The sequence below is a fragment of the Microbacterium sp. SORGH_AS_0969 genome (genome assembly GCF_030818255.1).
GTDB lineage: Bacteria > Actinomycetota > Actinomycetes > Actinomycetales > Microbacteriaceae > Microbacterium.
This window is the reverse complement of record NZ_JAUTAG010000001.1, coordinates 2448317-2466018: the sequence shown is the minus strand read 5'-3', so window position 1 is coordinate 2466018 and position 17702 is coordinate 2448317. Positions and strand designations below refer to the sequence as shown.

Below are 17702 nucleotides of genomic sequence, written 5' to 3'. Positions count from 1 at the left end.
CGAGGGCGGCCGCTGGGCAGCGCTCGCGCACCGATCGTGGTCTCTCGGCCCGCAACCGAGACGGCGGGTCGCATAATTGGTGAGGCGCGCGTTCCGGCGGCCATCGATCGACGGGATGCCGAATGACCTTTCGCACCATGGCGACTCTGCAATCGTGGGTCGATGACTTCCACGGCCTGGGGTACCACGACGCCGACATTCTGCGGGTCATTCCCCAGGATCTGGACGACGATCTGGATCGAGGACTGATCGCGGCGCAGCTGCGCAGCGTTTCGACGACGTTCTTCGTGGCTCCCGGCGCTGCGGCCGGATCGACGGACTGGGCCGTGACATTCGAGCCGCGCGAGAACGCCGCTCCCCTGCCCGCGGGGAAGGTGCTCGCCCTCTCGGGAGAGCTCGCGATGCTCTCGGCGCTCTGCTCGTTCCTGCAGGCGCGCTCCGAAGCATTCCTCGCGGGGCAGTAAGGCGCGTCAGCCCGCTCGCGAGGCCTCGGCGACGACGCGTTCGAGGATGTGAGCGACGCGTGCGCCCTCATCCGGGTCGAGTGCCGCGATCGCCCGCTCGATCGACCGGTCGAAAGCGCGCAACAGCGACCAGGGGTGCGCGTCGAGGTCGATGATGGCGGTGATGTGGTTCACCCGACGATCCTCGGTGTCGAGGTCGCGACGCACCGCACCGCGCTGCACCAATCGATCGATCAGCGTCGTCACGCCCGCGGACGTGATGCCGAGGTGGTCGCGCACGTCCGAGGGTCGAGCGCCCGGGCTGTCGACGATGAAGAGCAGCGCGCGAGCGTCGAGTTCGTTCAACGACAGCTCGCGCCGCGCCTCGGCGACCGCCGTGCGACGCGCCTCGCCGTAGGCGAGGAGGGCGCGGCCCATCGGTGAATCCGGGGCGGAGCCGGATGGCGAATCGGGTGACGACGACACGACCGTACATCGTACTCATTCCGGCTCTGTGCGCGTGAGCGCGCGCCGACGGGTGAAAGGGACGAGCACTGGGCCGGATCGCGCGTTGCACGCGCAACGGCGGGGCGCAAGGCCATCGGAGGCGCCCATCGATCGCACCTATACCGAGAGTCCCATCAGGACAACGGAAGGAGCGAACATGTCGCAGTTCACCGCGTCGGACGGCGAGGAGCGAGACGCCCCCGGAAAGATGGATGCCGCTACGCACGAGGCGTCCGAGGTCACCACCACCGCACGAGAGGCCGCGCAGAGCGTCGCCGAGACGAGTGCGCACGAGGCGGCAGCGGTCGCCGGCGTCGCCAAGGATCGCGTCGCCGACCTCGTGTCGCAGTCGCGTCGAGAGCTCGCCGACCAGGCAGCCGGCCAGCAGCAGCGTCTCGCCGTCGGCCTCGGCACGATGGGCGACGACCTCTCGCGGATGGCGGATGCCGACGAGAACGGCGGTTTCGCGGGCGAACTCGTGCGGCGCGCGGCGTCTCACGTGTCGACGGTCGGAACCTGGCTCGGCGACCGCGATCCCCAGCAGCTCCTCCACGATGTGACGGGTTTCGCCCGGCGTCGGCCCGGCACGTTCATCGCGGCGGCCGCGATCGCGGGAATCGTCGTCGGCCGCCTCAGCCGGGCCCTGGCCGCCGGCGCATCGACCGGAGACGCATCGAGCACCGCGAGCGCGTCGGACACGGCGGACGGCCCACGATTCGCCGAGGCGGATGCCGCCGCGCGGGCAGCCGAGGCTCCTCTCCCCTCGACCGAGGGGGATGCCGTCGTCGACGACACCGGCCTCGTCGCGGGAGTCGACGGTGGCGATCCGCCGCTGTACACCGAATCCGCCGCCCGCCTCGGTGGCACAGACGCCCGGGGTGACGGATGAGCGACGCAACCCCCTCGGAGCGCCGGGCCGCGACCACATCGCTCGGCGACCTGGTCGGCGAGGTCACGCGCGACATGTCCACCCTCATGCGCCAGGAGCTCGCGCTCGCGAAAGCGGAGGTGAAGGACTCGGCCTCGAAGTCGGCGAAAGGTGCCGGGCTGCTCGGCGGGGCGGGCTACGCGGCCGGGATGGTCGTGCTGTTCCTTTCCATCGCCCTCTGGGCGGCCCTCGCCCTCGTCGTCGGGTCGGCGTGGTCCGCGGTCGTCGTGGCCGTGCTCTGGGCGATCATCGCGGGGATCCTCTTCGCGATCGGCCGCGCACAACTGAAGAAGGTGCAGGGCGTGCCGCAGACGGCGGCGACCCTGCAGGAGATCCCGGAAGCATTCACCAGGAACGAGGAGAACCGATGACCGATTCACCGGAAGCCATCCGCGCAGAGATCGAGCGCACGCGAGCCGAGCTCGGCTCGGACGTCGACGCTCTCGCCGACAAGGTCACCCCGTCGAAGATCGTCGACCGCCAGAAGAGCAAGGTGCGCCACGCCGTCGGCGGCCTGCGCGACCGCCTCATGGGTGCTGCAGACGACACAGGCTCGGCTGCGAGCGATCTCGCCCACGGAGCCGCGGATGCCGCGCACAACGCGACCGAGAAAGTGAAGGGTGCCCCGCTGGCGGTCGGCCTGGTGGCCTTCGGCGCCGGTCTCGTCGTCGCCTCGCTCATCCCCCCGTCGCGCGCCGAGCGCGACGCCGCCGCGAAAGCGAAGGACAAGGCCGAACCGCTCGTCGAGCAGGCGAAGAGCGTCGCCCACGACATCGCGGAGGATCTCAAAGAACCGGCCGCAGATGCCGCCGCCGCGGTGAAAGACCGCGCGACTGAGGCGGTGCAGCACGTCAAAGACGACTCGTCGGCGGCGGTGTCGACCGTCCGCGATCGCGCGCAGGACGCCGGAGACGCCGTCCGCGAGGCGTGACGGAGCGGCTGCGCCGAGAACACCGTGGGGCGGGGCACCGGGCTCGCCCCGCCCCACGGCTGCCCTGCAACGAGGCGCCGGGTCCCTCTCGGAATCCGGCGCCTCGTGACGTGTCCGGTCGTTCACACGATGGTCTTCGCGGCGTAACCCGCCACCCGGGGTCGAGCCTTCAGCATGAGACAACCGCGTCAGACGACGCGGCGCCCCTCCCCCGGAAGGCGATCCGATGTCTCGACCCGTGCGCGTGCTGTCGCTCTACGAAGGATTCTTCGCGGGAGGCGCGCGGATCCTGCACTCCGATGTCGTCGCGAGCCTGGCGGCATCCGGCGATCAAGAGCATCATGTCCTGTCGCTGACCTCCGCGGCCCGTCGCGACGCGTCCCTGCAGGACGCCCGGGATGACACGCGCTACCGCCGTCTGCGCGAAGCGGGGGTCGGGATTACCGCGTTCGAGCGCGTCGCCGGCGATCGACCGATCACACCCGACGCGTTCAGCGCTGCCGAGCTCGACCACGCCGCCGCGCTCTTCGACGAGGCCGACATCGTGCTGTCTCTGAAGGAGCAGCCCCTGAGCCTGGTCCTCGCGCTCGAGAAGGCAGGCCTGCTCCCCGTTCGTCCGACGGCCGCGTGCCTGCACCGCTCCGACCCCACCCACTCCGGACCGGCTCTGGGATGGCTGACGGATGCCGCCGCCGCGGGCATCGTGTCGGCGACGATCTCGTGCGCGGCCTCCACGTCCGACGCGTACGCCCGCGCCGGTGTCGCCGCCGGCGACGCCTGGATCATCGACAACGGCATCGACACGCGACGGTTCCGGCCGGGGACGCGGTTCGAGCGTCGCCGGATCCGCGAGGGTCTCGGCATCCCGGAATCGGCGCACGTCGTCCTGCTGGCGGCGCGGTTCGACGCGATGAAGGATCCGGGCCTGTTCCTCGCGGCGGTGGCGCGGCACGCGCGGCGCTTCCCCGACGCGCACTACGTGATGTGCGGCTCGGGAATGACTCGCGACAACGTCGGATTCGCCTCGCTCGTCGCCGAGAGCGGCATCCCGGACGGAGCGCACCTCCACGCCCTCGGACTCCGCGAGGACATGCCGCAGCTGTACCGGATCGCCGACGTGGTGGCGCTCACCAGTGCCTTCGGCGAGGCCGCACCGCTCTGCCTGGCTGAGGGGGCGGCATCCGGGGCCATCCCCGTGACCACCGACGTCGGCGACGCCGCTCGCGTCGTCGAGGGCTTCGGCCTCGTCACTCCGCGCGACGCGGACGCGATCGCCGGCACCTGGGCGCACGCTCTCGCCCACCGCGGCGCGCTCCGCGCAGCCGCGATCCGCGCGCGGGGTCGTCTCGACCGACGCCGGATGGTCGACGAGTATCGCGAGGCGATCTCGGGCCTGCTGCTCCGGGACGCGCTCGCCGCGTAACCGAGTCGGGTCGCGCGAGGTGCCGTCCCGGCGCTGAGTGTCCCAAACACCCGGACGATTTTTCCGAGCGTCCGGGTGTTTCGGACACTGGAGCAGCACGCGGAGCGCCCGTGCTGCTCAGGCGGGCATCCACGCGGCGATAGCGATCACCACGATCACGAGCAGCGCGACCGCGGCCTGAACGCACAGGAGGACGGCGAACAGGTAGCCCTGGTACGAGCCCTTGCGTCCCGTGAAGCCGTTGACCAGCAGGGCCGCGAAGATCGCGACCTGGAACGCGATGCCGATCCATGCCCACGCCGCGACGATCGGGACCGAGAACGCGAACAGCACGATCGCGATCAGGGCGAGGAGCCCGGATGCCAGGAGCCAGGCCTTGCGATTCGGGTTCTGCACGGCTTCCTGGTTCAACACCCGGTTCGGGTCGTGGCGGGGGCCGGTCATGGCGGCGTCCTTTCCGTGGGGAGGGGCCACCGTAGGCCTGTCGAGCGGAACGAGCTGAGCGGGTTGACAGGCTCCGGACACGACTGCCACCGGTCCCTTCGACGAGCTCAGGGACCTCCGCCGCGAGGGACGTGCGACCGGACCGCGCCGCGGTTGCCACCGGTCCCTTCGACAGGCTCAGGGACCTCCACGCGGCAGGGACCTCGCCGCGACGGCGACCCGGCCGGAACGCGAGGTGGCTGAGCCCGTCGAAGCCACCGTGCCCTCCGACGGGCGCCGCACCATAGACGGCGGGCGACACCCGCGCCATCCCCGCAGCCGACCCGGGAAAGCGTGTCTACAGTGAGGCATGACCGCGCGCATCCTCTCGATCGGCACGGCCCTGCCCGAGACGCGCGTCGACCAGGCCACGCTCCGCGACCTCTTCGCGGCCCAGCCCGGGTTCGACCGGAAAGCGCAGCGGCTGGTCGGCGCGGCCTTCGACGCGGCGGCGATCGACACGCGGCACGTCGTCCTCCCCCAGCTCGCCGGCGAGGGCGGCGGAGCCCTCGGTGTCCGCGACGGCGACACCCTGCTGATGCCCCCGACCGGCGCCCGCAATGACGAGTACCGCCGCACCGCGCCGACGCTCTTCGCCGAGGCCTCGCGCACCGCGATCGCCGGGTCGGGGCGGACGCCGGATGCCATCACCCACGTCGTGACCGTCTCGTGCACCGGCATGTTCGCGCCCGGCCCCGACTACCGGCTCGTCCGCGACCTGGGTCTCGCCACCACGGTCGAGCGGTACCACCTCGGATTCATCGGGTGCGCCGCGGCGATCCCCGCGCTGCGCCTGGCCGCGCGCATCGTCGCCGCCGACGCCGACGCCGTCGTGCTGGTGGCGTGCGCCGAGCTGTGCTCTCTGCACTGGCAGACCTCGTCGCACCCCGATCAGATCGTCGCCGCCTCGGTGTTCGCCGACGGTGCCGCTGCGGCGGTCGTGGCATCCGGAGATCCCGCGCACGAGGGCTTCGACCTCGACGGCTTCGCGACCCACGTGACGGACGAGGGCGAGCGGGACATGGCCTGGACCGTCGGCGACTCGGGCTTCGAGATGACGCTGACGCCCGAGGTCCCGCGCATCATCGGCCGAGAGATCGTCGGCATCGCCGCCGACGTGATCGGCGACCTCGACGGGATCGACGCGTGGGCCGTTCATCCCGGGGGCCGCAGCATCCTCGACCGCGTCGAGACCGCCCTGGATCTGGATGCCGGCGCCCTCGCGCCCTCGCGAGAGGTCCTGCGCGCGCACGGCAACATGTCGAGCGCGACCCTGCTGTTCATCCTGCGCGACCTCCTCGCCGAGCCCTCGCGCGACGACGGCGACCGCGTGGCCGCGCTGGCCTTCGGCCCGGGGCTCACCGTGGAGGCGGCGCGTCTGACGCTGCGGCGCCCGTGACCCGCGCACGGGGAGCGTGGCGAGGGCTCGCCGAGCGCGACACCGCCCTCACCGAGCTGATGGACGACCCCGACTGCGACCCCCGTACCCTCGCCGCGACGTACCGCCGGTTCGGCCTCGTGAACCGGCTCGTCTCGGCGTGGGGCCACGTGTACCGCTCGCGCGTGCGCCCCGAGTTGCGCGCGCTCGGCCGCCCCGCCCGCGTGCTCGATCTCGGATGCGGCGGCGGTGACGTGGTGGTGCGCCTCGCGACCCTCGCCGCGCGCGACGGCCTCGACGTCGAGTGGGTGGGGGCCGACCCCGATCCCCGGGCGCTCGAGGCGGCACGCGAGAGAGAACGACCCGGGGTCCGCTTCGTCGCACAGGGGTCACGCGAGCTGATCGCCGCCGGCGAGCGCTTCGACGTCGTGCTCTCGAACCACGTCCTGCACCACCTCGACGCCGACGGACTTCACCGGTTCGCCGAGGACTCGCTCACGCTGTCGCGCGGACCCGTGCTGCACGGCGACATCGCCCGCGGCCGCCTCGCCTACGCGCTGTACGCCGTCGGCATCACGCCGCTGTCGGCGGGAACCTTCCTGCGGGTCGACGGGCTCCGCTCCATCCGCCGCAGCCACCGCGCACCCGAGCTGGCCGAGGCCCTCGGCTCGCCGTGGCACGTCGAGACCCCGGCGCCCTTCCGCGTGCTCGCCGTCGCGAGAGGGCGCGCGGATGCCTGAGGTCCTCGTCGTCGGTGCGGGCCCGGTCGGTCTCGCCCTCGCCGCCGACCTGCGCGCGCGGGCGGTCGAGGTCGACGTCGTCGAGAAGCGGACGTCGATCGGCGGAGGGACGCGGGCCATCGGCATCCACTCCCCCGCCCTCGCGCTCCTCGAGCACTCGGGCGCGACCGACGACCTGCTCGCCCGCGCGGTGCGCCATCGAACGCGGCGAGGCCCGCGCCGACGGGCGGCTGCTGGCCGAGATCCGCTTCGACCGACTGCGCGCGCGACACCCGCACGTCGCCGCGCTCCCCCAGGCCGACACGGTCGACGTCCTCACCCGGCTCGCCCCGCCCGTCCGGCGCGGGGTCGCCGTCACGGCGCTGATCGACGACGGCGCGTCGGTGCGCGCGCGAGCCGTCGGCCCGCACGGCGACGAAGAGATCCGCGCCCGGTTCGTCGTCGTGGCATCCGGGTGGGCGGGGAGAGACCTCGTCTACCGACCCGGTGCCGTGCGCACGCACCGATACCCCGACCGGTACGCGATGGCCGACGTCGTCGCTCCCGGCGGTCCCGTCGCGCGCGTCCACCTCGAACGCGCGGGCGTGCTCGAGTCATTCCCGCTCCCCGACGGTCACCGTCGTCTCGTGGCCTGGGCGGGCACGGACGAGATCCCGGATGCCACGGCCTTCCTCCGCCGCGCCGTCGCCGACCGGGCCGGGCTCGACGTCGACATCCCCGCGGCGACGACCTTCCGCGTCCGCCGCGCCGTGGCTCCCGCGCTCCGGCGCGGCCGCGTGATCGTCGTCGGCGACGCGGCGCACGAGGTCAGCCCGATCGGCGGTCAGGGCATGAACCTCGGACTCCTCGACGCGCTCACCCTCGCCCCGCTGCTCTCGCGCTGGTTGCGGACGGACGCACCGGACGGGCTCGCCCGCTGGGAGCGCGATCGTCTCGCGTCGGCGCGGCACGCGGCCCGCCTGGCCGCGCTCAACACGTTCCTCGGGCGGGCGCTCGGCCCGTCCGCACACGCGGCCAAGACGGCGGCGCTGCGCGCGGTCCTGCGGGGACCGGGTGGCCTCGCCTTCACCCGCGCGTACGCGATGCAGGCGGATCGGGCCGCCCGCAGCTGAGCCGCACCTTGGCGCGGGCGCGATGCCGGCCGCGACACGGCGCCCGGGCCGCGGGTCAGTCGAGGTGGAAGATCTCGGGGAGCTCGTGCCACCACTCGCCCTCGCGCCGGTCGGGCACGGGGCTCTGCAGGGGTTCTTGCACCGACCACCAGCGTTGCGTCTCGGGGTCCGCCGCGATCGCCGCCATGTCGGCCTCGTAGTCGTCGCCGACGTACTCGTAGTACGCGAACAGCAGCTCGCCGTAGCGATAGATCGAGTAGTTGCGGATGTTGCTGCGCGTGAGCCGCTCGAGCACACCGGGCCAGACGGCGGCGTGATACCGCTCGTACTCTTCGCGGTTCTCGGGCGAGACACCGATGACGGACGCGATCCTTCTCATTCGTTCTCCTTCGAAGCGGCACGGTCACCGGCACGGGGGTGACCGGGCGAAGCCGGTCGACCAGCTGCGGCGGCATCAGGTTCGTCCCGACGATACATCATATGAATGACGACCTCGTCCACCGGAGGAGGAGTTCCAGATCAGTCGGCGATGCCCAGCCGGAGCGCGTCGAGACGGTAGAACTCTGCCGCCGTGCGCCCCAGGACTCGCTCGCGGGCGTCGGCGTCGAGCTCGTCGAAGAGGGGGCGCAAACCGTTCCACACCCGCGTGTACCCGCCGGAGAGGACCGAGATCGGCCAGTCCCCGCCGTACATCAGGCGGTGCGGCCCGAACATCTCGAGAGCCCTGTCCACGAACGGGCGGATCTGGTCGGTCGTCCACGCCGAGCTGTCGCCCGTCGCCGAGTACAGTCCACTCACCTTGGCGTACACGTTCGCGTTCTCCGCGGCGGCACTCATCAGACGACCCCACTCCGCCCCGTCGCTCACGCCGATCGGCGGCTTCGCGAGGTGGTCGATCACCATCCGCAGGCGGGGATGACGAGCGGCGACCAGTGGGACGATCTCGACGTGGCGCGGGAGCACGGCGACCACGTCGAAGGACAGACCGCGCTCTTCCAGCAGCCCCAGGGAGGCGTCGACGTCCGGCCGCAGGAGCCAGTCGGGGTCGGGCTGGTTGTGGATGAGGGTGCGGACGCCGACCATGAGCGGGTCGCCGTCCCACGACGCGAGCGTGCGAGCCGTCGCCTCCGGATCCTCGAGCGGGGCGTACCCGACGATGCCGGCCACCTCGGGGTGGGCCGCAGCCGACTCGCGCATCAGCTGCGTGTCCTCCGGATTGTCGGCCGACTGCACCTGCACGGTGAAGTCGATACCGGCCGCGCGCAGCTCTGGGGCGACGTCGGCGAACGTCATGACCCCGTCGATCGGGGCGGCGTCCGGCGTGAGCCAGTCGTACTCGGCGCGGGACGGGTCCCACACGTGCTGATGGGCGTCGATCACGGGAAAGGTCATGCGTGCCTCCTCGGGCGGGTTCGGACAATCATCATCGGAGGTTTTCGCCACCGACGGGGGTGTTTCGAGCGGAATCGGCCGAATTCCTCCGATGAATCCTTGCAGTCCGTAGACTGACCGCCATGACCGACGACTTCGTCTCCGCACCGCGTTCCCAGACGGACGTGGTCATCGACGGCATCAAGACGATGCTGACGCGAGGGGAGCTCGGTCCCGGGTCGCGCCTGCCGATCGAGAAAGATCTGGCGGCGCAACTCGGCGTCTCGCGCGGCTCGCTGCGCGAGGGCGTCCGGGCGCTCGCGACGCTCGGGGTCCTCGAGACGCGACAGGGCGACGGCACGTACGTGACGGCGCTCGACCCCCGCACCCTGCTGAGCCCGCTCGGCTTCCTCGCCGACCTCCAGCAGCCCGCCCACGCCGCCGACCTGCTGGCGGTGCGACGAATGCTCGAGGCCGAGACCGTCTCGCTCGCCGCCACGCGTCTCACCGACGAGGAGCTGCAGCAGCTCGACCGGACGCTCGGGGTCGTCGACACGATCCTCGAGAACGAGCCCGACATGGACCTCGAGGGCTTCATCGACGCCGACACCGAGTTCCACCGCATCATCGCCCGAGCGAGCGGCAATCCCGCGCTGGCCGCCATCATCGACACGCTCGTGGGGCGCACGTTCCGCGCGCGACTCTGGCGCGCCATCACGCACCGCGGGTCGGTGCGCGAGACGCAGGCCGAGCACCGGGCGATCCTCGACGAACTCGTCCGTCGGGATCCCGCCCGGGCTCGCATCCGCATGCAGGTGCACCTCCTGGGCGTCGAGGAGTTCAGCGCCGCACACGCGGACGAAGACCCCGAAGCCCAGTAGCCGTCACCGGCTCGCCCAGTACGTTCCCTCAGGGAAGGTGTACTCGGCCAGAGACGCGTCGTACATCTCGGCGCTGTAACCGGGCAGCGACGGGAGCACGTACGCGCCGTTCTCGACGATGCACGGGTCGACGAAGTGCTCGTGCAGGTGGTCGACGAACTCGGTGACGCGGTTCTCGAGCGTCCCGGACACGCACACGAAGTCGAAGATCGACAGGTGCTGCACGAGCTCGCACAGACCGACGCCGCCGGCGTGCGGGCACACCGGTACCCCGAACTTCGCGGCCATCAGGTAGACGGCGATGATCTCGTTCACGCTCGCGAGGCGGGCGGAGTCGAGCTGGCAGAAGTCGATCGCTTCGGCCTGGAACATCTGCTTGAACAGCACCCGGTTCATCCCGTGCTCGCCGGTCGCGACCCCGATCGGGGCGACGGCCTTGCGCACCGCGGCGTGCCCGAGAACGTCGTCGGGGCTCGTGGGCTCTTCGATCCACAGCGGCTTGAACTCGGCGAGGTGGCTCATCCACTCGATCGCCTCGGGGACGTCCCAGACCTGGTTCGCGTCGATCATCAGGTTGGCATCCCACCCGATCACCTCTCGCGCGATGCGCAGACGCCGGATGTCGTCGTCGAGGCTCGCGCCGACCTTGAGCTTGACGTGGCGGTACCCCTCGTCGACGGCCTCCTGCAGCAGACGCCGCAACTTGTCGTCGCTGTACCCGAGCCAGCCGGCACTCGTGGTGTAGCAGGGGTAGCCGCCGCGGCCCTCGAGCTCGGCGATGCGCGCGGCGCGCGTGGGAGCGAGCTCGGTCAGGATGCCGATGGCCTCCTCGCGCGTGAGGGCGTCCGACAGGTAGCGCATGTCGGCGACGTCGACGAGCTGCTCCGGGGTCATGTCGGCGAGCAGACGCCACAGGGGCTTCTGCGCGACCCGGGCGGCGAGGTCCCACATGGCGTTCATGACCGCGGCCATGCCGAGGTGCACGACGCCCTTCTCGGGACCGAGCCAGCGCAGCTGCGAGTCGGACGCGAGCTCGCGGTAGACGCCCCCGAGGTCGGCGACGGCATCTTCGACCGAGCGTCCGACGAGGGGCAGTCCACGCTGACGCGCCGCCTCCACGCACAGGTCGTTGCCGCGTCCGATGGTGAACGTGAAGCCGTACCCCTTCAGCTCGGGGTCGTCGGTGTGCACCACCACGTAGGCGGCGGAGTAGTCGCCGTCCTTGTTCATGGCATCCGACCCGTCCATGCTGAGCGAGGTCGGAAAGCGCACGTCGTGCGCGGTGACGGCGGTGATCGTGGTCATGCGTCTTCCTGGGAGATGAGGCCGGCCTCGGCGAGGTCGAGCCAGAGGTCGTCGGGGATGGGGGTGGCGGCGCGATCGAGGTTCTGCGTCACTTGGCGGCGTCCTCGCGCGCCGAGCACGACGGATACGACCGCGGGATGCCGCAGGGCGAAGGCCACCGCGACGTCGGGCAGGGTCACCCCGTGGCGCTCGCTGACGTCGGCGATCGCGTTCGCCCGCGCGATGAGCTCCGGGGGCGCGGGCTGGTAGTCGTAGGTCGCGTCCGCCGGCGGACGCGGGGCGCTGAGGAGGCCGGAGTTGAAGACCCCGGCGGCGACGACGCCGACTCCGCGCTCCTGGGCGAGCGGCAGAAGCTCTGCGGCAGCGGAGTCGTCGAGGAGCGTGTACCGCCCCGCACACATCACGACGTCGATGTCGGCGCGCCGGATGAGCTCGGCGAGCGGGTCGGCCGCGTTCATCCCGGCACCGACGGCCGAGACGACCCCCTGCTCGCGCAGCTCGATGAGCGCGCCGATGCCCTCGGTGGACGCCTGCGCGAAGTGATCGTCGGGATCGTGCAGGTAGAGGATGTCGAACCGGTCGAGTCCCGTACGCCGCAGGGAGTCCTCGACCGAGCGCAGGATGCCGTCGCGACTGAAGTCCCACCTGCGGACGACGTCGCGCGGCACGTCGAAGCCCTCGTCATCGCGCAGATCCGCGGTCTCGGGGCTCGACTCGAGCACGCGCCCGACCTTGGTCGAGATCACGAACTCGTCGCGAGGCCGGTTCGCGAGACGCGCCCCCAGGCGACGCTCCGACAGGCCGAGTCCGTAGTGGGGGGCCGTGTCGAAGTACCGGATACCGCCGACCCACGCCGCGTCGACGGACTCGTCCGCCTCGGCCTCGGTGGTCTCGCGGTAGAGGTTGCCCAGTTGGGCGGCACCCAGACCGATCTCGGTGAGCGGTGTTCCGTGCCGCAGTGCACGCGTTCGCATGGAGCCTCCTTCGTCTCGCTGAGCGTACACGACATTCATCCGATGACTGAGACATATTTACCGCGCGCCGCCCGCGCCCTCGCGGCTTGGTATCGTGCTCCTTGCCATAGAAACCGCTTTCTGGCCCGTCATTGGTGGCGAAACCAAGACATATGACCACCTGTGGTGCATGATGGATGCGAGAGTCATCTGATCTTTAGGAGAGTCAATGTTGACAGCAGCCTACGTGGGCGATCACACGATCGACGTCCGGCAGGCAGATGCCACCCCTCCCGGTCCCGGCCAGGTGCAGATCCGCGTGGCCTACACCGGCCTCTGCGGGACGGACCTGCACATCCTGCACGGCTCGATGGACGCGCGGGTGCAGACGCCGCTCGTCTTCGGTCACGAGATGAGCGGCACGATCGCTTCCCTCGGCGAGGGCGTCGAAGGATGGGCGGTCGGCGACGGGGTCACCGTGATGCCGCTCGCGTGGGACGGAACCTGCCCCGCCTGCCGCGCCGGCAACCAGCACATCTGTCAGAACCTCGATTTCATCGGCATCGACTCCCCCGGCTCGCTCCAGGGGCTGTGGAACGTGCCGGTCGAGACGCTCGTGCGTCTGCCGGAGGGGATCGCACTGGATCACGCCGCCCTCGTCGAGCCCATCGCCGTCGCCGTGCACGACGTGCGCCGCGCCGAGCTCGCGCCCGGCGACAAGGCCGTGGTCATCGGCGGTGGCCCGATCGGCGTCCTCATCGCGTGCGTCGCCCGCCATGTCGGCGCCGAGGTGCTCGTGATCGAGCTCGACGAGAAGCGCCGCGCGCAGATCGAGGAGCTCGGCTTCGCCACCCTCGATCCCCGCGAGCGCGACCAGGTCGCCGTGGTCGAGGAATGGACCGGGGGCGCGGGCGCCGACGTCGTGTTCGAGGTCTCGGGAGCGGCTGCCGCCGTTCGCGGTGCCACGGGCCTGGCGAAGGTGCGCGGCACCATCGTGGTCGTCGCCATCCATCCGACTCCGCGTGAGATCGACCTGCAGCGGATGTTCTGGCGCGAGCTGCGCCTGCTCGGCGCGCGCGTCTACCAACGTCCCGACTTCGAGACCGCCGTCGAGCTCGTCGCCGGCGGTGTGATCCCCACCGATCTGCTCATCACCCGCATCGTGCCGCTCAGCGCCACCGCCGAGGCCTTCGCCGACCTCGAGGCCGGCCGCGCGATGAAGATCCTCGTCGACGTGGGAGGCCAGGCATGAGCGGGCTGTTCTCCCTCGAAGGCACGACCGCCGTCGTCACGGGCGCCCGACGCGGGATCGGCTTCGCGATGGCGCTCGGCCTCGCCGAGGCGGGGGCCGACATCATCGGGGTCAGTGCCTCGCAATCGACGTCGGGCAGCGAGATCGAACGCGCGGTGACGGCCACCGGTCGCTCCTTCACCGGAATTGCGTGCGACTTCGGCGACCCGTCGGCGGTCGACGCGCTGTCGGCGGAGCTTTCCGGACGCCATATCGACATCCTCGTCAACAACGCCGGCACCATCGAGCGCGCCCCGGCGGCGGAGCACCCGCTGGACGCGTGGGACCGGGTGGTGCAGATCAACCTGAGCAGCCAGTTCCGTCTCACGCAGGCGGTCGCCCGGCAGATGCTCGAACGCGGTCGGGGCAAGATCATCTTCACCGCCTCGCTGCTGAGCTTCCAAGGCGGAATCAACGTGCCGGGCTACACGGCGGCCAAGTCGGGCATCGCCGGGCTCACCAAGGCCCTCGCGAACGAGTGGGCGTCCCAGGGCGTCAACGTCAATGCGATCGCGCCGGGCTACATCGCCACCGACAACACCGAGGCCCTGCGCGCCGACAGCGCCCGCTCGACTGCCATCCTCGACCGCATCCCGGCGGGGCGCTGGGGCGAGGCATCCGATCTCGCCGGGGCGACGGTGTTCCTCGCCTCCCGCGCCTCGGACTACGTGTCGGGCATCACGCTCCCGGTCGACGGGGGGTGGCTCGGGCGATGAACGACTCGTCCTCGCTCACCGAACGCCTCAGCTCCGTAGGTATCGTCCCCGTCGTGGTGCTCGACGACGCCGATCGCGCGCGGGATCTCGCCCTCGCCCTGCGCGACGGGGGTATCGGTTGCGCGGAGTTCACTCTGCGCACCCCCGCGGGACTCGCGGCGATCTCCGCGACCTCCGGCATCGACGGGTTCCTCGCGGGTGCGGGGACGGTGCTGACCGTCGAGCAGGCGGATGCCGCGATCGACGCAGGCGCGACCTTCGCCGTCACGCCGGGGTACGACCCCGCGATCGCCGACCGGCTGCGCGCCGGCGGCGTCGCGGTCGTGCCGGGAGTGGCCACGCCCACCGAGGTCCAGCGGGCCCTGTCCGACGGGTTCACGGACGTGAAGGTCTTCCCCGCCGGGCACCTCGGGGGCGCGAGCTACCTCGATGCCCTGCACGGACCGTTCCCCGGTATGCGATTCGTGCCGAGCGGCGGCGTCTCGCCCGACAGTCTCGGCGACTACCTCCGTCGTCCGTGGGTGCTCGCGGCGAGCGGCAGCTGGATGGTTCCGCGCGACGCGATCGCGCGCGGCGATTTCGACGCGATCGCGGCGGCAGCCGCCGACTGCGCCCGCATCCGCGACGACGCACGGTCCGCCCGATGAGCCGCGTCGTCACGCTCGGCGAGAGCATGGGGCTCGTCCTCGGTGCCGGTGTCGGGGGCTGGGAGCACCAGTCGCAGGCGCACGTCGCGACCGGCGGGGCCGAGGGGAACACCGCGATCGGACTCGCCCGCCTCGGGATCCCCGTGACGTGGCTCGGCCGCGTCGGCGATGACGCTCTGGGGCGTCGCGTGGTGGGAGACCTGCGTTCGGAGGGCGTCGAGGTCCGAGCCCTGGTCGACACCGGCGCGCCCACCGGTCTCATGCTCAAGTCGACGCCGCGCGCGGGGGCCACGACCGTCGACTACTACCGCCGCGGCAGCGCGGGGAGCCGTCTCGAGGCCGCCGACCTCGACGGGCTTCCCCTCTCCGCCGGCGACATCCTGCACGTGACCGGTGTCACGCTCGCCCTGTCGGAGTCGGCGCGCGACGCCGTGGTCGTCGCGGTCGACCGTGCTCGCGCAGCCGGCGCCCTGGTGTCGTTCGCCGTGAACCACCGCAGCCGTCTCTGGGCCCACGCCGAGGCCGTCGCCGCGTACGCGCACGTGATCGCCCGCGCCGACATCGTCTTCGCGAGCGACGACGAAGCCCGGATGCTGCACGCGCACACGGCTCCGGAAGACCTCGCCCGCGCGCTGGCCGCGGCCGGTCCCGCCGAGGCCGTCGTCACCTTCGGCGGCGACGGGGCCGTCGCGGTCGTCGACGGCGACCTCCATCGCGTGGCCGCCGTCCCGATCACCCCCGTCGACACCGTCGGCGCCGGTGACGCGTTCGCCGCCGGATACCTGTCCGAGCGCCTCCTCGGCGGCGACGCCGCGACCCGCCTGCGCACGGCATCGCTGGCCGGCGCGTACGCCTGCCTGCATCCCGGCGACTGGCAGGGCGGCATCCGACGATCCGAGCTCGACGGCGCGGCATCCGCCGACCCCGTCACCCGCTGAACCATCCACCCCAAGGAGAACCCATGACCTTCGCTCGACTCGGTGACCCCGGCGCCGAGATCCCCGTCCTGCGCCACGACGGTGCCGTGTACGACCTGCGGCCGCTGACCGCCGACATCGACGGGGCGTTCCTCGCCGCCGACGGTCTGGCCCGCGCGCGTGCCGCGGCCGCACGCGGCGAGCTGACACCGCTCGCCGATGCCGACGCCCTCCGTGTCGGAGCGCCGATCGCCGCCCCGGGCAAGATCGTGTGCATCGGGCTGAACTACCACGACCACGCGGCCGAGACAGGTGCCGCGGTGCCCGCCGAGCCGGTCGTCTTCATGAAAGACCCCTCGACGATCGTCGGCCCCTTCGACGACGTGCTCATTCCGCGCGGATCGACGAAGACGGACTGGGAGGTCGAGCTCGGGGTCGTGATCGGCTCGACCGCGCGGTACCTGTCCTCCCCCGACGAGGCGCTCGCCCACGTGGCGGGATACGTCGTCTCGCACGACGTCTCCGAGCGCGAGTTCCAGCTCGAGCGCGGCGGCCAGTGGGACAAGGGCAAGAGCTGCGAGACGTTCAACCCCCTCGGACCCGACCTGGTGCCGGCATCCGACATCGAAGACCCGCAGGCTCTCGGCCTGCGCCTCTCGGTGAACGGCGTCGAACGGCAGAACGGCTCGACCTCGGCGCAGATCTTCCCGGTCGCGTACGTCGTCTGGTACCTGTCGCAGTTCATGGTGCTGCGCCCGGGCGACCTGGTGAACACGGGGACCCCCGCGGGCGTGGCCATGGGGCTCCCGGACATGCCCTATCTTCGAGCCGGCGACGTGGTGGAGCTCGAGATCGACGGTCTCGGCCGCGCGCGTCAGACGATGGTGCAGGCATGAGCGCCGGCGAGTTCGACGGTCTGTCCGTCGTCGTGACCGGCGGAGCCTCGGGCATCGGACTGGCGACGGCACAGGCGTTCGCCGCGCGGGGCGCACGGGTGGCGGTGCTCGACCTGGTCACCGATCATCTCGACGAGGGCCTGACCGGATTCGGGGCGGACGTCACCGACCGGGACTCCGTGGATGCCGCCCTGGCCGCCGTCGCGGACCGATTCGGCGGCGTCGACGTGCTGGTGAACAGCGCGGGTGTGAGCTGCGTGGGAACCGTCGAGGAGGCCACCGAGGCCGACTGGGACCGTGTGCTGAACATCAACGTGCGCGGCACCGCCCGCGCGTGCGCCGCAGCACTCCCGTACCTTAAGCGCTCGGAGCACGCGTCGATCGTCAACGTGTGCTCGATCGGGGCGCTCAACGGCCTCCCCCAGCGCGCCGTCTACAACGCTTCGAAGGGAGCGATCCTCTCGCTCACCTACGCGATGGCGACCGACCATGTGCGCGAGGGCGTGCGGGTGAACTGCGTGAGCCCCGGCACGGTGTCGACGCCCTTCGTCGAGCGGATGCTGCAGAACTTCCCCGACCCGGTCGCCGAGCGTGCCGCGCTCGACGCCCGCCAGGCGACGGGCCGCATGGTCACGCCCGACGAGGTCGCCGGGGCGATCCTGTACCTCGCGAGCCCGCTGTCGGGGTCGACCACGGGCACGGCCCTCGAGGTCGACGGCGGCGTGACGCACCTCCGGGTGCGCCCGCAGTAGTCCGCGGTCCGGGGCGGGGCGCCGCGGC

At 71.7% G+C, this 17702-nt stretch carries 21 protein-coding genes and 1 pseudogene; 16 read left to right on the top strand and 6 right to left on the bottom strand.

The annotated features are described in order from the left end of the window. The first annotated feature begins 122 nt into the window (after positions 1–122). A complete protein-coding gene (locus QE388_RS11495) occupies positions 123–464 on the top strand; it encodes a hypothetical protein (protein WP_307385425.1) in 342 nt (113 codons plus the stop codon). A gap of 6 nt (positions 465–470) precedes the next feature. Here the strand turns inward: QE388_RS11495 and QE388_RS11490 are convergent, their stop codons facing one another. Next, entirely contained in the window at positions 471–881 is a 411-nt protein-coding gene (locus tag QE388_RS11490) for a MarR family winged helix-turn-helix transcriptional regulator (protein ID WP_275801052.1), read from the bottom strand. A 226-nt stretch (positions 882–1107) separates the two neighbouring features. Here QE388_RS11490 and QE388_RS11485 point away from each other — a divergent pair, with 226 nt between their 5' ends. From QE388_RS11485 to QE388_RS11470, 4 genes are all read left to right on the top strand, one after another. Then, complete coding sequence (locus QE388_RS11485; protein WP_307385422.1) at positions 1108–1839, top strand: hypothetical protein; 732 nt, start codon at positions 1108–1110, stop codon at positions 1837–1839. Next, positions 1836–2249 carry a phage holin family protein gene (locus tag QE388_RS11480; RefSeq protein WP_307385420.1) on the top strand — a complete coding sequence of 138 codons (414 nt, stop codon included), beginning with the start codon at positions 1836–1838 and terminating at the stop codon, positions 2247–2249. The genes QE388_RS11485 and QE388_RS11480 overlap by 4 nt, the downstream gene beginning before the upstream one ends. Continuing rightward, entirely contained in the window at positions 2246–2809 is a 564-nt protein-coding gene (locus tag QE388_RS11475; RefSeq protein ID WP_307385419.1) for a DUF3618 domain-containing protein, read from the top strand. Before QE388_RS11480 ends, QE388_RS11475 begins: the two co-directional genes overlap by 4 nt. 226 nt (positions 2810–3035) lie before the next feature. Beyond that, complete coding sequence (locus tag QE388_RS11470) at positions 3036–4232, top strand: glycosyltransferase (RefSeq protein WP_307385417.1); 1197 nt, start codon at positions 3036–3038, stop codon at positions 4230–4232. Between the two features lie 117 nt (positions 4233–4349). On the opposite strand, the gene QE388_RS11465 is transcribed toward QE388_RS11470, so the two are convergent. Continuing rightward, positions 4350–4676: a hypothetical protein gene (locus tag QE388_RS11465; protein WP_275800593.1), complete on the bottom strand. Its 327-nt coding sequence runs from the start codon at positions 4674–4676 to the stop codon at positions 4350–4352. Positions 4677–5025: 349 nt separating this feature from the next. Between QE388_RS11465 and QE388_RS11460 the strand changes: the two genes are divergently transcribed. The 4 genes and pseudogenes from QE388_RS11460 to QE388_RS18560 all read left to right on the top strand — a co-directional run bounded on the left by QE388_RS11460 (position 5026) and on the right by QE388_RS18560 (position 7945). Further along, complete coding sequence (locus tag QE388_RS11460; protein ID WP_307385415.1) at positions 5026–6114, top strand: type III polyketide synthase; 1089 nt, start codon at positions 5026–5028, stop codon at positions 6112–6114. Further along, entirely contained in the window at positions 6111–6833 is a 723-nt protein-coding gene (locus QE388_RS11455) for a methyltransferase domain-containing protein (protein WP_307385413.1), read from the top strand. The genes QE388_RS11460 and QE388_RS11455 overlap by 4 nt, the downstream gene beginning before the upstream one ends. Then, positions 6826–6978, top strand: a pseudogene (locus QE388_RS11450) (NAD(P)-binding protein); the annotation flags it as partial. The gene QE388_RS11455 and the pseudogene QE388_RS11450, both read left to right, overlap by 8 nt. A 379-nt stretch (positions 6979–7357) precedes the next feature. Continuing rightward, positions 7358–7945 (top strand): FAD-dependent oxidoreductase, encoded by a 588-nt coding sequence (locus QE388_RS18560; protein WP_373426644.1) that lies wholly within the window; start codon positions 7358–7360, stop codon positions 7943–7945. Between the two features lie 55 nt (positions 7946–8000). On the opposite strand, the gene QE388_RS11440 is transcribed toward QE388_RS18560, so the two are convergent. After that, a complete protein-coding gene (locus QE388_RS11440; protein ID WP_307385411.1) occupies positions 8001–8324 on the bottom strand; it encodes an L-rhamnose mutarotase in 324 nt (107 codons plus the stop codon). Between the two features lie 140 nt (positions 8325–8464). Further along, on the bottom strand, positions 8465–9337 hold the full coding sequence (locus QE388_RS11435; protein WP_275800584.1) for an amidohydrolase: 873 nt from the start codon (positions 9335–9337) through the stop codon (positions 8465–8467). A 122-nt stretch (positions 9338–9459) separates the two neighbouring features. Here QE388_RS11435 and QE388_RS11430 point away from each other — a divergent pair, with 122 nt between their 5' ends. Beyond that, positions 9460–10197: a FadR/GntR family transcriptional regulator gene (locus tag QE388_RS11430; protein ID WP_058597079.1), complete on the top strand. Its 738-nt coding sequence runs from the start codon at positions 9460–9462 to the stop codon at positions 10195–10197. Between the two features lie 3 nt (positions 10198–10200). Here QE388_RS11430 and QE388_RS11425 read toward each other — a convergent pair whose 3' ends face one another. Both QE388_RS11425 and QE388_RS11420 read right to left on the bottom strand, forming a co-directional pair. Beyond that, the gene (locus QE388_RS11425) at positions 10201–11502 is read right to left on the bottom strand and encodes an L-fuconate dehydratase (protein ID WP_058630023.1); all 1302 of its coding nucleotides are present in this window, start codon (positions 11500–11502) and stop codon (positions 10201–10203) included. Then, positions 11499–12476, bottom strand: a complete 978-nt coding sequence (locus QE388_RS11420) for an aldo/keto reductase (RefSeq protein ID WP_275800580.1) — start codon at positions 12474–12476, stop codon at positions 11499–11501. Before QE388_RS11420 ends, QE388_RS11425 begins: the two co-directional genes overlap by 4 nt. Before the next feature lie 208 nt (positions 12477–12684). Here QE388_RS11420 and QE388_RS11415 point away from each other — a divergent pair, with 208 nt between their 5' ends. The 6 genes from QE388_RS11415 to QE388_RS11390 are packed head-to-tail and all read left to right on the top strand — an operon-like array spanning position 12685 to position 17674. Next, positions 12685–13707 (top strand): zinc-binding dehydrogenase, encoded by a 1023-nt coding sequence (locus tag QE388_RS11415; RefSeq protein ID WP_307385410.1) that lies wholly within the window; start codon positions 12685–12687, stop codon positions 13705–13707. Beyond that, complete coding sequence (locus QE388_RS11410) at positions 13704–14462, top strand: SDR family oxidoreductase (protein ID WP_307385408.1); 759 nt, start codon at positions 13704–13706, stop codon at positions 14460–14462. The genes QE388_RS11415 and QE388_RS11410 overlap by 4 nt, the downstream gene beginning before the upstream one ends. Then, positions 14459–15109, top strand: a complete 651-nt coding sequence (locus QE388_RS11405; protein WP_307385406.1) for a bifunctional 4-hydroxy-2-oxoglutarate aldolase/2-dehydro-3-deoxy-phosphogluconate aldolase — start codon at positions 14459–14461, stop codon at positions 15107–15109. The genes QE388_RS11410 and QE388_RS11405 overlap by 4 nt, the downstream gene beginning before the upstream one ends. Continuing rightward, positions 15106–16047, top strand: a complete 942-nt coding sequence (locus tag QE388_RS11400; protein ID WP_307385405.1) for a sugar kinase — start codon at positions 15106–15108, stop codon at positions 16045–16047. The genes QE388_RS11405 and QE388_RS11400 overlap by 4 nt, the downstream gene beginning before the upstream one ends. A gap of 23 nt (positions 16048–16070) precedes the next feature. Next, the gene (locus QE388_RS11395; protein ID WP_307385404.1) at positions 16071–16922 is read left to right on the top strand and encodes a fumarylacetoacetate hydrolase family protein; all 852 of its coding nucleotides are present in this window, start codon (positions 16071–16073) and stop codon (positions 16920–16922) included. Further along, positions 16919–17674: an SDR family NAD(P)-dependent oxidoreductase gene (locus QE388_RS11390; protein WP_275800571.1), complete on the top strand. Its 756-nt coding sequence runs from the start codon at positions 16919–16921 to the stop codon at positions 17672–17674. Before QE388_RS11395 ends, QE388_RS11390 begins: the two co-directional genes overlap by 4 nt. Positions 17675–17702 lie beyond the last annotated feature (28 nt).

Coding starts and splice junctions, on each gene's coding strand:
- QE388_RS11465 (WP_275800593.1), bottom strand. CDS start 4,676: ATGACCGGCCCCCGCCACGACCCGAACCGGGTGTTGAACCAGGAAGCC.
- QE388_RS11440 (WP_307385411.1), bottom strand. CDS start 8,324: ATGAGAAGGATCGCGTCCGTCATCGGTGTCTCGCCCGAGAACCGCGAA.
- QE388_RS11405 (WP_307385406.1), top strand. CDS start 14,459: ATGAACGACTCGTCCTCGCTCACCGAACGCCTCAGCTCCGTAGGTATC.
- QE388_RS11460 (WP_307385415.1), top strand. CDS start 5,026: ATGACCGCGCGCATCCTCTCGATCGGCACGGCCCTGCCCGAGACGCGC.
- QE388_RS11390 (WP_275800571.1), top strand. CDS start 16,919: ATGAGCGCCGGCGAGTTCGACGGTCTGTCCGTCGTCGTGACCGGCGGA.
- QE388_RS11415 (WP_307385410.1), top strand. CDS start 12,685: ATGTTGACAGCAGCCTACGTGGGCGATCACACGATCGACGTCCGGCAG.
- QE388_RS11410 (WP_307385408.1), top strand. CDS start 13,704: ATGAGCGGGCTGTTCTCCCTCGAAGGCACGACCGCCGTCGTCACGGGC.
- QE388_RS11470 (WP_307385417.1), top strand. CDS start 3,036: ATGTCTCGACCCGTGCGCGTGCTGTCGCTCTACGAAGGATTCTTCGCG.
- QE388_RS11435 (WP_275800584.1), bottom strand. CDS start 9,337: ATGACCTTTCCCGTGATCGACGCCCATCAGCACGTGTGGGACCCGTCC.
- QE388_RS11495 (WP_307385425.1), top strand. CDS start 123: ATGACCTTTCGCACCATGGCGACTCTGCAATCGTGGGTCGATGACTTC.
- QE388_RS11420 (WP_275800580.1), bottom strand. CDS start 12,476: ATGCGAACGCGTGCACTGCGGCACGGAACACCGCTCACCGAGATCGGT.
- QE388_RS18560 (WP_373426644.1), top strand. CDS start 7,358: ATGGCCGACGTCGTCGCTCCCGGCGGTCCCGTCGCGCGCGTCCACCTC.
- QE388_RS11475 (WP_307385419.1), top strand. CDS start 2,246: ATGACCGATTCACCGGAAGCCATCCGCGCAGAGATCGAGCGCACGCGA.
- QE388_RS11490 (WP_275801052.1), bottom strand. CDS start 881: ATGGGCCGCGCCCTCCTCGCCTACGGCGAGGCGCGTCGCACGGCGGTC.
- QE388_RS11430 (WP_058597079.1), top strand. CDS start 9,460: ATGACCGACGACTTCGTCTCCGCACCGCGTTCCCAGACGGACGTGGTC.
- QE388_RS11395 (WP_307385404.1), top strand. CDS start 16,071: ATGACCTTCGCTCGACTCGGTGACCCCGGCGCCGAGATCCCCGTCCTG.
- QE388_RS11480 (WP_307385420.1), top strand. CDS start 1,836: ATGAGCGACGCAACCCCCTCGGAGCGCCGGGCCGCGACCACATCGCTC.
- QE388_RS11485 (WP_307385422.1), top strand. CDS start 1,108: ATGTCGCAGTTCACCGCGTCGGACGGCGAGGAGCGAGACGCCCCCGGA.
- QE388_RS11425 (WP_058630023.1), bottom strand. CDS start 11,502: ATGACCACGATCACCGCCGTCACCGCGCACGACGTGCGCTTTCCGACC.
- QE388_RS11400 (WP_307385405.1), top strand. CDS start 15,106: ATGAGCCGCGTCGTCACGCTCGGCGAGAGCATGGGGCTCGTCCTCGGT.